The sequence below is a fragment of the Ruegeria sp. BHSB058 genome (genome assembly GCF_059613285.1).
Window position 1 is genome coordinate 15,396 of sequence record NZ_JBXWSF010000057.1, and the last position, 11,757, is coordinate 27,152.

General features: G+C 58.6%; 11 protein-coding genes. 7 read left to right on the top strand and 4 right to left on the bottom strand.

Translation table 11 applies throughout. The features are described 5' to 3' along the window. The first annotated feature begins 76 nt into the window (after window positions 1–76). A complete protein-coding gene (ppk2, locus tag AC2FNB_RS14310; protein WP_496747352.1) occupies window positions 77–994 on the top strand; it encodes a polyphosphate kinase 2 in 918 nt (305 codons plus the stop codon). A 545-nt stretch (window positions 995–1,539) separates the two neighbouring features. Further along, on the top strand, window positions 1,540–2,541 hold the full coding sequence (locus AC2FNB_RS14315) for a DMT family transporter (protein ID WP_496747354.1): 1,002 nt from the start codon (window positions 1,540–1,542) through the stop codon (window positions 2,539–2,541). Between the two features lie 128 nt (window positions 2,542–2,669). Here AC2FNB_RS14315 and rpsU read toward each other — a convergent pair whose 3' ends face one another. Beyond that, the gene (rpsU, locus tag AC2FNB_RS14320) at window positions 2,670–2,876 is read right to left on the bottom strand and encodes a 30S ribosomal protein S21 (protein WP_024088814.1); all 207 of its coding nucleotides are present in this window, start codon (window positions 2,874–2,876) and stop codon (window positions 2,670–2,672) included. A gap of 111 nt (window positions 2,877–2,987) precedes the next feature. Between rpsU and AC2FNB_RS14325 the strand changes: the two genes are divergently transcribed. Then, on the top strand, window positions 2,988–3,680 hold the full coding sequence (locus AC2FNB_RS14325; protein ID WP_496747356.1) for a COQ9 family protein: 693 nt from the start codon (window positions 2,988–2,990) through the stop codon (window positions 3,678–3,680). A gap of 72 nt (window positions 3,681–3,752) precedes the next feature. Then, window positions 3,753–4,739: an NAD(P)H-quinone oxidoreductase gene (locus AC2FNB_RS14330; RefSeq protein WP_496747357.1), complete on the top strand. Its 987-nt coding sequence runs from the start codon at window positions 3,753–3,755 to the stop codon at window positions 4,737–4,739. A 52-nt stretch (window positions 4,740–4,791) separates the two neighbouring features. Here AC2FNB_RS14330 and AC2FNB_RS14335 read toward each other — a convergent pair whose 3' ends face one another. Further along, entirely contained in the window at window positions 4,792–5,649 is an 858-nt protein-coding gene (locus AC2FNB_RS14335; protein WP_480750706.1) for a DUF2189 domain-containing protein, read from the bottom strand. Window positions 5,650–5,842: 193 nt separating this feature from the next. On the opposite strand from AC2FNB_RS14335, the gene AC2FNB_RS14340 reads away from it, so the two are divergent. Continuing rightward, on the top strand, window positions 5,843–6,826 hold the full coding sequence (locus AC2FNB_RS14340; RefSeq protein ID WP_496747360.1) for a quinone oxidoreductase family protein: 984 nt from the start codon (window positions 5,843–5,845) through the stop codon (window positions 6,824–6,826). 172 nt (window positions 6,827–6,998) lie between these two features. On the opposite strand, the gene AC2FNB_RS14345 is transcribed toward AC2FNB_RS14340, so the two are convergent. Next, window positions 6,999–8,396: an aminotransferase family protein gene (locus tag AC2FNB_RS14345; RefSeq protein ID WP_480750704.1), complete on the bottom strand. Its 1,398-nt coding sequence runs from the start codon at window positions 8,394–8,396 to the stop codon at window positions 6,999–7,001. A 224-nt stretch (window positions 8,397–8,620) separates the two neighbouring features. Here AC2FNB_RS14345 and AC2FNB_RS14350 point away from each other — a divergent pair, with 224 nt between their 5' ends. Further along, a complete protein-coding gene (locus tag AC2FNB_RS14350; RefSeq protein WP_496747362.1) occupies window positions 8,621–10,252 on the top strand; it encodes an acyl-CoA synthetase in 1,632 nt (543 codons plus the stop codon). Here the strand turns inward: AC2FNB_RS14350 and AC2FNB_RS14355 are convergent. After that, on the bottom strand, window positions 10,249–10,590 hold the full coding sequence (locus AC2FNB_RS14355; protein WP_496747364.1) for a DOPA 4,5-dioxygenase family protein: 342 nt from the start codon (window positions 10,588–10,590) through the stop codon (window positions 10,249–10,251). The genes AC2FNB_RS14350 and AC2FNB_RS14355 overlap by 4 nt on opposite strands. A 177-nt stretch (window positions 10,591–10,767) precedes the next feature. Here AC2FNB_RS14355 and AC2FNB_RS14360 point away from each other — a divergent pair. Beyond that, the coding region (locus tag AC2FNB_RS14360; protein WP_496747366.1) for a peptidase U32 family protein at window positions 10,768–11,757 on the top strand (990 nt) is incomplete at its 3' end.

The following is an 11,757-nucleotide window of genomic DNA, read 5'->3' on the forward strand; positions in this document are numbered from 1 at the left end:
CCGACGCGGCCGCTGACATGCCGGGGTCACAGAACCCGTCCAGTGTTTGAAAGACGTGAGCATTGAGGAGCAGAGATTGACCTACGAAAAGGAAATTTCACCCGAGGACTGGCTCGAAGCGGAGCTGCAGGACACCTTTGACGAAGATATCGAGATCGAATTCAACGAACCGATGCTGTCGATGGAGGTGCGCAAGATCTATCGCGATCAGCACCCCGAGATGCTTAACCGCCAGACTTATTTCCGCAACCTGCTGCGTCTGCAGGCGGAACTGATCAAGGTGCAGGACTGGGTCGTGCATACCGGCGCCAAGGTCTGCATCCTGTTCGAAGGCCGCGACAGCGCCGGCAAGGGCGGCGTGATCAAGCGGATCACCCAGCGCCTGAACCCGCGCGTCGCCCGCGTGGTGGCCCTCCCGGCCCCCAGCCGCCGTGAACAAAGCCAGTGGTATTTCCAGCGCTACGTGCCGCACCTGCCCGCCGCCGGTGAAATCGTGTTCTTCGACCGCTCGTGGTACAACCGCGCGGGCGTCGAACGGGTGATGGGGTTTGCAACCGAAGACCAGGTGGAACAGTTCTTTCAGGACGTTCCCGAATTCGAGCGCATGCTGGTTCGCTCGGGCATCATCCTGCTGAAATACTGGTTCTCGATCACCGACGAGGAACAGCAGTTGCGATTCCTCATGCGAATCCATGACCCGATGAAACAATGGAAACTGTCCCCGATGGATCTTGAATCCCGCATCCGCTGGGAATCCTATACCAAGGCCAAGGAAGACATGTTCTTCCGCACCAACATCCCCGAAGCGCCCTGGTATATCGTCGAAGGCAACGACAAGAAACGCGAGCGCCTGAACTGCATCGAACACCTGCTGACCAAGATCCCCTACGAGGATGTGCCGCAGGAAAAGGTCACGCTGCCGGATCGCAGATACAACCCGGATTACGAACGCCGGGTGCTGCCGGACGAGCTTTACGTGCCCAAGATCTATTGAAAGGTTCGGGTCGGCGCGCCCCGAAGTCTGCGCGCCGACCCGCGAGTGGTGTTTTGGCCAGAAAGGCGTACGTGAACTCACTCACGTTCTGCTCGATGGTGGTTGCCTGCAATCTTGTCGACAAGGTGCTGCAGGGTCGGTCTCGCTCGCGTCCAACGTCAGGGGGCGGTCCGTTGGTTGCGTATTTCGCGTCGACCTCTGCCAGCATATGTCGTTCGAAACTGCCTGTTACCGATCCAATATGCCTTTTGACACCCCTTTGTTTCCTTGATTCGTGGCGGTATTGAGGCGATGCCGTGACGGATTTGTTGCGGCGTTTGACGTTTGGGGCTTCCCGTAACAACCTATAATTGCGGGAAAAGACGGAACCGGCTGCCTTTGTGGCTGGATCAAAACCTCTGCGCTGCGTACCGCCACAGCGCAAAAACATATCGCAAAATAGTCATTTTTTATTGACCAGGTCTGTCCGCGACCACCCGGTCGCCAACATGCAAGACGCCTGATTGCAACCGGTCATTCTCGATCCGGGAACATGCGGATTTCAGATGACCTCAAGCACGCCTTCGCCCTCGAATACCGGGCTTGCCCACGTTGACAGCTACCCTTTGCAGGGGATTGCGTGGTTGTTGCTGGCCACGACATTGTTTCCGGTTCAGGACGTGATCATCAAAAGCCTCAGCGGTGACTTCGCCGTGCACCAGATCGTGTTCTGGCGCGGCCTTTTTGCCTTGCCGATCGTGGTTGCGATTGCTTGGTACGAAGGCTCTCTCTGGCCATTGAAGCTGGGCTCGGTGCCGCTGCAACTGCTGCGCGCGGGGTCGGGTTTTTGTTCTTACCTGGTCTACTACATGGCTCTTGCGGCCATTGGCATGGCCGAAACTGCCGCCATTACATTTTCAACGCCGATATTCGTCACCATCTTCGCGACCTTCTTTCTGGGTGAACGGATCGGGCTGTTCCGCTGGTTCGCGGTCGTGCTGGGGCTGATCGGCGTCGTGGTGATCGTGCAACCCGGCGCGTCCGTGTTCGAGCCCGCCGCCGTGCTGGCGCTGTTGGCTGCCGTGGCTTATGCGGTCTCGATCATCTGCACCCGGCGAATCGGAAGCCGCAGCAACGGCGGCACGCTGACGCTGTTTTCGATCCTGTTCTTTATCACGGCGGGCGGCCTCTTGGGGATCGTCTTTTCGATCGTCGACGTCGCATCGCCACATCCGAGCATTGCGTTTCTCTATCGGCACTGGACCACACCCAGCGCGACCGACTGGGGTCTGCTGCTGGCGCTGGGCTGTATTTCGGGCGTCGGGTTCTTTGCTCTCAGCCAGGCCTATCGTCTGGCCGAGGCCAGTGTGGTCACACCGTTCGAATACACCTATCTGCCCTGGTCCGTGTTGTGGGGCTATCTCGTCTTTGGCGCATTGCCGGGGCTGACGACATGGGTTGGGCTGGTCCTGATCGTCGGGGCCGGGCTGCTGATCGTCGTCCGCGAAAGCTTGCAGGGCCGCCGCGTGGTGCGCCGCCGTGGGTTGGGTGTGATGCGACAGCGGTGAAACCACCCGGTTTTCTTTTGTACATTTCGTACAATGGGGGTGTGAAAACCGGTACAAAAACGACAAACCCCCGGGGCGGGGCCGCGGGGGTCGTCAAATAGTGTCATCCAAAGCCGGAGGCGGTTTGCTTACAGCAGACCTTCACGCTGGAGTTTCTTACGCGCCAGTTTACGGGCACGACGGATCGCTTCAGCTTTCTCACGCGCTTTTTTCTCGGACGGCTTCTCGAAATGTTGCTTGAGCTTCATTTCACGGAAAACGCCTTCGCGCTGCAGCTTTTTCTTCAGGGCACGAAGCGCCTGATCGACATTGTTGTCGCGAACACTAACCTGCATGTGGTTGTCACCACCTTTCTAGATAGAGTTGCAATGAAATTTGCAGGAGGTGGCCGTATAGCAAAGCGCAAAGAACTTGTCTAGTACTGGGCCCAAGATAAGGAGGCGGCGATGACCACGGCATATGAAGACGCAAAAGAGCAACTGCTGGACGCGGCCCTGTCGCACGTTCCCTTTGACGGCTGGTCCGAAGCCACCTTTCGCGCCGCCATCGCTGATACTGAAATCGATGAAGGTCTGGCGCGCGCAATCTGCCCGCGCGGCGCGGTGGACCTCGCCTTGGCGTACCATGCGCGCGGCGACGCCGAGATGCTGCAGCGGCTTGAGGTCGAGGACCTTAGTGATCTGAAATTTCGGGAGAAAATCGCCGCTGCAGTGCGCTTTCGGCTGGAGGCGGTCGTCGACAAGGAAGCGGTGCGTCGCGGCGTGACGCTGTTCTCTCTGCCCACCCATGCCGCCGATGGGGCCAAGGCGATCTGGGGGACTTGCGATCTGATCTGGACCGCGCTTGGGGACACGTCCGAGGATGTGAACTGGTACACCAAGCGCATGACGCTTTCGGGGGTCTATTCCTCGACCGTGCTGTTCTGGCTGGGCGACGACTCGTCCGGCCATCAGGCGACGTGGGAGTTTCTTGACCGCCGCATCGGCGATGTCATGCAGTTCGAAAAGGTCAAGGCCCAGGTCAACAAGAACCCGTTGCTCAAACCATTTCTCGCGGTGCCAAACTGGTTGGCGGGACAGGTGCGCGCGCCTTCGAAATCCGACCCGGATTTGCCCGGTTCGCTGTCCCCCCGGAAATAGACACAGAACGGTCGCTTGCGGCTATGCGGTGCGGTTGCCGCCTGCTAGGCAAGTGCCAAAGGAGATATGCCGATGACCCAAACAATGCGCGCCGTCGAAATCACCACCCCCGGTGGGCCGGACGTTCTGCAATTGACCGAACGCCCGATGCCCGAACCGGCAAACGGACAGGTGGTTCTGAAAGTGGCCTATGCAGGCGTCAACCGCCCCGACGCCCTGCAACGCGCAGGGGCCTATGATCCGCCGCCGGGGGCCTCGGACCTGCCCGGTCTAGAAGCCTCGGGCGAGGTGGTCGCCGTCGGCACCGGTGTCGAAGGGGTGTCGGTTGGCGACAAGGTTTGCGCACTATTGCCAGGCGGGGGCTATGCCGAATACGTGGCCACACCCGCCGCGCACTGCCTGCCGGTGCCAGCGGGAATGAATATGAAAGAGGCCGCCTGCCTGCCCGAAACATTCTTCACCGTCTGGTCGAATGTATTCACCCGCGGTGGGTTGAAAGCGGGCGAACGGTTTCTGGTTCATGGAGGATCGAGCGGGATCGGAACAACCGCGATCCAATTGGCCAACGCTTTCGGTGCACGGGTCTTTGCCACTGCCGGATCGGACGAAAAATGTGATGCTTGTGTGAACCTCGGTGCCGAACGGGCGATCAACTACAAGACCGAGGATTTCGTCAAAGTGATGCGCGGCGAAGGTGGAGCGAATCTGATCCTCGACATGGTGGGCGGGGACTATATCCCGCGCAACGTCAAGGCACTGGCCGAGGATGGGCGACTTGTACAAATCGCCTTTCTGCAAGGGCCGGTGGTCGAATTGAACTTTGCCCTGATGATGGTCAAGCGCCTGACACTGACCGGCAGCACCCTGCGCCCGCAAAGCGATCTCGCCAAGGCGCAGATCGCACAAGACCTGCGTGAGGCGGTCTGGCCGCTGTTGGATACGGGCAAGGTGGCGCCGGTGATGGACAGCGAGTTTGATCTGGCCGATGCGGCCAAGGCACACGCGCGTATGGAAAGCTCGGGCCATATCGGCAAGATCGTTTTGAAAGTCGCGGGATAGCCCGACAGGCGGAACGCACCGGCCAAGGGCCGGTGCGCGCTGCGACCAAGGCTCAGGCGATGGCGCGGCGATAGAGGTGCCAAGTCGCGTGGCCCAGAAGCGGCATGACAAAAATCAATCCCAGCAGCAGTGGGATCGATCCAAGCACCAGCAACGCCGCGACGATGAAACCCCAGGTCAGGATGACCACCGGATTGTGGCGCAAGACACGAACCGAGGTGACCACCGCCACCGGCACACCTACCTTGCGGTCAAGCAACAGCGGGAAGCTGACAACACTGATGGCCAGCGCAATCAACGCAAAGCAAAAGCCGACGGCGGTTCCGATGACGATCATCGCCCAGCCTGCGCCCGTCGTCAGGGTGTCGCGGACAAAGGACGACAAAGAGGCCGGCGTTTCCGGGCCAAGAGTGTGCGCATAGATGCTTTGCGCGGTCATCAGCCATACAAGAAACAGCATCGTCAGATAAAATCCGAGAGCGAGGATGGCCCCGAAAGAGGGAGAGCGGAATACGCCAAAGGCGTCCAGCCAGTGCACTTCCTTGCCCATTTCCCTGCGGCGGCTGATTTCGTAAAGGCCCACGGCGGCAACCGGACCCAGGATCGCGAAACCGGCGACCAGAGGTGCCAGAAGCGGGACCATATTCTTTTGCAGCCCGAGGCCGAATAGCACGATCCCGGCAAGCGGATAGATGATTGCAATGAAAATGGCATCTGCGCGCGTCGCCAGAAAGTCTTCGCGACCTGCGCGAAGAGACGCCTTGAGGTCTTGCATCGTCAGTGTCTGCACCATCGGCGGATGCTCGACATCTGTACTGCCGATCTGACCGATGCTGTCAGTCAGGTGATCGCTGGTGGCGCCGAGATTGCGGGCGGCCCAGCTGATCGGATTTCCGATTGTTTTTGCCATGATCATCCCTTTCCTTGGCGGAGATGCGCCTCGGAATGATCCGGCTGACATGACGCTATTGGCCGGACCGACCGGCAGCGCCTACAAGCATTATAACACGGCCAGGCCTAAAACGCGGATCACCTCTTTGCGATCAGAGGATTGTTCAATGTGCAGGGTATGTTAGCCTGAACAAGAGACAGAGGAGACAGTCATGAACGATACAGCGCGCACCGTGGTCATTCATCAAACAGGTGGACCGGATGCCCTGCGGATCGAGGATCGCCCCGTCGGCGAGCCGGGTCCGGGTGAGGTCCGCATTCGCCACCGTGCCTGTGGGCTGAACTTTATCGACGTCTACCAGCGCTCTGGCCTTTATCCATTGGCGTTGCCGCACGCTTTGGGGATGGAGGCCTCGGGTGTGATCGAAGCCGTAGGAGAAGGCGTAACTCATCTTGAGCTTGGACAGCGCGCAGCTTACGCGGCGACCCCGCCCGGAGCCTATTGCAACGCGCGGGTGATGCCGGCCGCACAGGTCTGCCCGCTGCCGGATGAGGTTGGCTTTGATGAAGCGGCGGCTATGATGCTCAAGGGGATGACCGTCGAGTACCTGTTTCATCGCACCACGCCGTTGAAACGCGGGGATACGGTGTTGTTTCATGCGGCGGCAGGCGGAGTCGGTTTGATCGCCTGCCAGTGGGCCAAGTCAGAGGGGATCACCCTGATCGGAACCGCCGGGTCGGAAGAGAAGTGCAAACTTGCCCGTTTTCACGGTGCCGCGCATTGCATCAATTACCGGACTGAGAATTTTGCCGAAAGGGTTCGGGAATTGACCGGAGGTCAGGGGGTTGATGCCGTCATGGACTCTGTGGGCGCGGATACTTTCGAAGGGTCGCTGGATTGCCTCAAACCTTTGGGCATGATGATTTCGTTCGGTAATGCCTCGGGGCCCGTGCCGCCTTTCAACCTGGCGGTTCTGGGGCAAAAGGGCTCGCTAAAAATCACCCGCCCAACGCTGTTTACCCATATTGCCGATCACAGCGTCTGTCAGGCGATGGCGCGGCGCCTGTTCGGCAAGGTCACCGGTGGTGAGGTCAAGATCCGCATAGATCAGCGCTTCCCGCTTGAGCAGGTGGCGGATGCACACCGGGCGCTAGAGGCGCGGCAGACCACAGGCAGCACGATTTTGGAGCTTTAGGATCTGGCCTGGGTAACGATTGGCTGGCGGATAGAGATGGTCGGTTGAGAAAGCGAACGAGGTTTCCGCTGGTTACAGCTTCTTGGAATGAATGAACCGGCGCGGTGGGCGCGCCGGTTCGGGAGGACACCTGCCCCAAATCGGGGAGAGAAGGGCAGGTGATCGAGTTTTGTCAGCCGAAAACGCGGCCCAGAGCGCCGTCAACGGCATCGGTGATCTGATCGATGTCATCCGGCGTCGCAATCAGCGCGGGCGAGAAACACAGGGTGTTGTTGCGGCCCGGCAGCGACCGGTTGGTCACACCGATGATCACGCCCTGCGACATGCAGTCTGCAACTACTGCCTGCGCCAGTTTCTCGTCCACCGGTTCCTTGGTCGAACGGTCGGCGACCAGTTCGGCACCCAGGAACAGGCCCTTGCCGCGCACATCACCGACAACCTTGTGCTTCTCCATCAGTGCCTGCAGGTTGCCCATCATCCGGGCGCCCATTTCGGTGCAGTTGCCCAGCAGGTTCTCGTCCTCGATGATGCGCATATTCTCGATCGCCGCGGCGGGACCGGCGGTGCAGCCACCAAAAGTCGAGATGTCGCGGAAGTAGCCCATCGGATCGCTGGCGTCTTCCTTGAACATGTTGAACACCTCTTCGGTGGTCACCATACAGGCGATCGCGGCATAGCCCGAGGCAACACCCTTGGCCATGGTCACGAAATCCGGCTTGATTCCATATTGCTGGTAACCGAACCAGGTACCGGTGCGGCCAACGCCGCAGACGACCTCGTCAATATGCAACAGCACGTCGTATTTCTTGCAGATTTCCTGCACCCGTTCCCAGTATCCGGTGGGCGCTTCGATCACGCCGCCGCCCGCCGTCACCGGCTCAAGGCACAGCGCGCCGACGGTATCGGGGCCTTCGCGCAGAATCACCTCTTCGATCGCATCTGCCGCTGCACGGCCGAATGCTTCGCCGGACAACTCCTCTTTACCCAGTTCGTGCTTGCGATATTCCATGCAGTGCGGAACGCGTACGAAATCGGGCGCGAACGGGCCGTATTGTGCGTTGCGTTCGTCCTGGCCACCCGCTGACATGGTGGCAAGGGTCGAGCCGTGATAGTCGCGGTCGCGATAAAGTATCTTGGTCTTCTTACCGCCATAGCGCTTGTGCGCGATCTGGCGAACCATCTTGAAGGCCTTCTCGTTCGCCTCGGAGCCGGAGTTGGTGTAATAGACCCGGCTCATGCCCGGCATCTTGTCGATCAGTTTTTCGGCAAAGATCGCACCGGGGATCGAACCGGCGGAATTGGCGAAATAACACAGTTTCATCAGTTGGTCATAGACCGCCTTGCAGATCGATTCGCGGCCATAGCCGACGTTGACGGTCCACACACCGCCGGAAACGGCATCAAGGTGTTCCTTACCCTTCTGATCCCAGACGCGCATGCCCTTGCCTTCGACAATGATACGCGGGTCATTGGTTTCAAATGGTTTATGCTGGATCAGATGATGCCAGATATGAGCGCGGTCGGCTTCGACCACACGGGAGAGATCGTTTTCGTTGAACGTGCCGTCCATGACATGTCCTTTCAAGATGAAGCGGTGCTCGGTCTACGGGGCACAGCCCGCCAGAGCAGATTGTTTTCCATAAACCAGATCACCGCGAAAGGGCACAATTATATAGGGCCAGTTCGTTTGATCACTTATCTCCAGACCGGCGCCGCATGGGTAATATTACCGGTTTGTCAGATGCTGTGCTTTGTGCTCAAACTTCGGTTCGAAGATCAGGGAGGAAACGGGTGATGACTTTGCCAAATATCTATGAGCGCCATCTGGACCAGAACCGGGCTAATTACACGGCCTTGTCACCACTCAGCTATCTGGAACGCACTGCGGCGGTATATCCCGACTATCCGTCCGTCGTGTACGGTGATCGGCGTTATACATGGGCCGAAACCTATGCCCGTTGCCGACGTCTGGCCAGTGCGCTTTCGGTCCATGGGATCGGGCAGGGCGATACGGTATCGATCATCGCCGCTAACATTCCCGAGATGTACGAGGCGCATTTCGGGGTGCCTATGGCTGGTGCTGTTTTGAACGCGATCAACACGCGGCTGGATGCCCCCATCGTCGCCTTCATTCTGGAGCACGCCGAGGCCAAGGTTCTGTTGGTCGATCCCGAGTTTTCGGGTGTTGTCAAAGACGCTCTTTCCCAGATCGACCTTCCCGATCTTCTGGTGATCGACATCGAAGACCCGAGTTTCGAGCGTGGCGAAAAGCTGGGGACGCTCAGCTATGAAGCGCTTCTGGCCGAGGGCAATCCGGATTTCGCGTGGGGACTGCCTGGTGACGAGTGGGATGCGATTGCACTGAATTACACCTCTGGAACCACCGGAAACCCCAAGGGCGTCGTTTATCACCATCGCGGTGCTGCGCTGAATGCTACGTCCAACATCCTCACCTGGGGAATGCCGCAGCATTCGGTCTATCTTTGGACCCTGCCGATGTTTCATTGCAACGGCTGGTGCTTTCCCTGGACTATGGCCGCGAATGCGGGAACATCGGTCTGTCTGCGCGCCGTGCGGGACGAGCCGATCTTTAATGCTTTCCGGGAAGAGAAGGTCACCCATTTCTGCGGCGCGCCCATCGTGCTGAACATGCTGGCGAACGCGCCCGATCATCTCAAGAATTTTGATTGCCAGATCAAGGCGATGACCGCTGGTGCACCACCACCTGCGGCTGTGATCGAAAAGATGGAGGCGATGGGCGTAGAGGTCACGCATGTCTATGGCCTGACGGAAACTTACGGACCCTCTGTCGTCTGCGCCTGGAAAGAGGAATGGAATCAGAAAGGCGCCGAGGAACGCGCCGCGCTCAAGGTTCGGCAGGGAGTCAAATATCTGGCGCTGTCAGGTCTGATGGTGGCCGACCCCGAGACAATGGAACCGGTCCCGGCCGATGGCGAGACCATGGGCGAGATCTTTATGCAGGGCAATATCGTGATGAAGGGGTATCTGAAGAACCCCGATGCTACCGATAAGGCATTCAAGGGCGGCTGGTTCGCGTCGGGCGATCTGGGGGTGATGCACCCTGACGGGTATATCGCGCTCAAGGACCGGTCCAAGGACATTATCATTTCGGGGGGCGAGAATATCTCTTCGGTCGAGGTCGAGGGTATTCTTTACAAGCACCCCTCGGTCATGGAAGCAGCGGTGGTGGCGCGACCGGACGAAAAATGGGGAGAAACACCCTGTGCTTTTGTCGAGCTGAAACCCGGGCGCGAAGCGACGGAGGCGGAATTGATTGCGTTCTGCCGGGACAACATGGCCCATTTCAAGGCACCCAAAACGGTTGTGTTCGGGGCATTGCCGAAGACATCGACCGGCAAGATACAGAAATTCATCCTGCGGGATCAGGCGCGGGCACTGTCTTAGTCGTCAAAGCCGTCGAAGATCGACAAATCCAGGTCCAGCATTTCGCCCATCCAGATTGCCCGATCCCGGTGGTCGGCCAGATGGTCGCCGGTTTCCGGGTGTGTGAAAATGGTCAGACCCTGCCGGTTGAGCATCAGCCACGGAATCACCCGGTCGAAGGCTTCGGGGCCGAAAGCCAATTGGCAACTCCATCGCGGGTGGGGTCCGACGTTTTTTGAATGCACGCGGCCCATCTTGACCGGAAACAGGCGCGTAGCCTCTTCGCAGATTTGTCGGGCGGTTTCTTGTGTTTTCTCGTCGAAATAGACGTGGGCATGATAGCCGGTGATGTCGGGCATAACGTTCTCCTGGACCAGGTCAGAGAAGACTATCACCCAAGCCAATTCTGGCAATTCATCGCCACCAAACAGATCGTGTGCAACCGTGCGGGCGCGTTTGGCGACGATAAGAAAACGGTTCACAATGGCTCTATTCTCCCTTAGAACGCACCATTCTCTTAAAGTCTGGCCAAGATCATGTCACAGAACCGATCCGAACTGCTGATGCCTGCGGGCAACCTGCGCAAGCTGAAGATGGCGATCCTATACGGGGCCGATGCCGTATATCTGGGTACGCCGGATTTGTCGCTGCGCACGAAATCTGAGTTTTCGCTGGATGAAGTGATTGAGGGCGTCGAATTCTGCCATGAACATGGTCGGCGGGCGTATCTGACGCTGAACCTGTTTTCGCACAACAAGGATATTCCCAAGCTTGATGAATACATTGACACGGTGCGCAAGGTTAAGCCGGACGGCCTGATCGTGGCCGATCCGGGCGTGTTCCAATACGTGCGCGAACGCGCGCCGGAACTGCCGCTGCATGTCTCTACTCAAAGCAACATCTGTTCGTGGCTGTCGGTAAAATTCTGGCAGGATCAGGGGGCCGAGTTGTGTGTTTTGGCGCGTGAGGTATCCTTTGCGGAACTCAAGGAGATCCGCGAAAAATGCCCGAATATCAAGCTTGAGGCCTTTGTGCACGGGGCCATGTGTATGACCTATTCAGGCCGCTGCCTGTTGTCGAATTTCATGGCCGAGCGCGGTGCCAACCAAGGTAACTGCGCCAACTCCTGCCGCTGGAACTATTCATTCCGCATGCGGATGAAGGACGGCACGGTGCAAGATCTAAACATCACGGACGAGAATGCCGATCTGTTCGAGTTTTTGCTGGAAGAAGGGTGCCGCCCCGGCGAGTTGATGCCCATCGAGGAGGATGGGCGGGGATCGTATATCCTGAACTCCAAAGACCTTTGCATCATGCCCAAACTCGACGAGTATCTTGAGATCGGCGTAGATAGCCTAAAGGTCGAAGGGCGTGGCAAGTCGGAATACTATGCCGCCATCGTCGCGCGGGCCTATCGCATGGCCATCGACGACTATTATGCCGATCCCGAGAACTGGGACCCCAAACCTTACATGCGCGAGTTGGAGGCGGTCGGAAACCGGGGGTACACGCTGGCCTTTCATGAT

Excerpts from the sequence above, each read along its gene's own strand:
- AC2FNB_RS14315 (WP_496747354.1), top strand. The coding sequence starts at position 1,540 with ATGACCTCAAGCACGCCTTCGCCCTCGAATACCGGGCTTGCCCACGTT.
- rpsU (WP_024088814.1), bottom strand. The coding sequence starts at position 2,876 with ATGCAGGTTAGTGTTCGCGACAACAATGTCGATCAGGCGCTTCGTGCC.
- AC2FNB_RS14325 (WP_496747356.1), top strand. The coding sequence starts at position 2,988 with ATGACCACGGCATATGAAGACGCAAAAGAGCAACTGCTGGACGCGGCC.
- AC2FNB_RS14330 (WP_496747357.1), top strand. The coding sequence starts at position 3,753 with ATGACCCAAACAATGCGCGCCGTCGAAATCACCACCCCCGGTGGGCCG.
- AC2FNB_RS14335 (WP_480750706.1), bottom strand. The coding sequence starts at position 5,649 with ATGGCAAAAACAATCGGAAATCCGATCAGCTGGGCCGCCCGCAATCTC.
- AC2FNB_RS14340 (WP_496747360.1), top strand. The coding sequence starts at position 5,843 with ATGAACGATACAGCGCGCACCGTGGTCATTCATCAAACAGGTGGACCG.
- AC2FNB_RS14345 (WP_480750704.1), bottom strand. The coding sequence starts at position 8,396 with ATGGACGGCACGTTCAACGAAAACGATCTCTCCCGTGTGGTCGAAGCC.
- AC2FNB_RS14350 (WP_496747362.1), top strand. The coding sequence starts at position 8,621 with ATGACTTTGCCAAATATCTATGAGCGCCATCTGGACCAGAACCGGGCT.
- AC2FNB_RS14355 (WP_496747364.1), bottom strand. The coding sequence starts at position 10,590 with ATGCCCGACATCACCGGCTATCATGCCCACGTCTATTTCGACGAGAAA.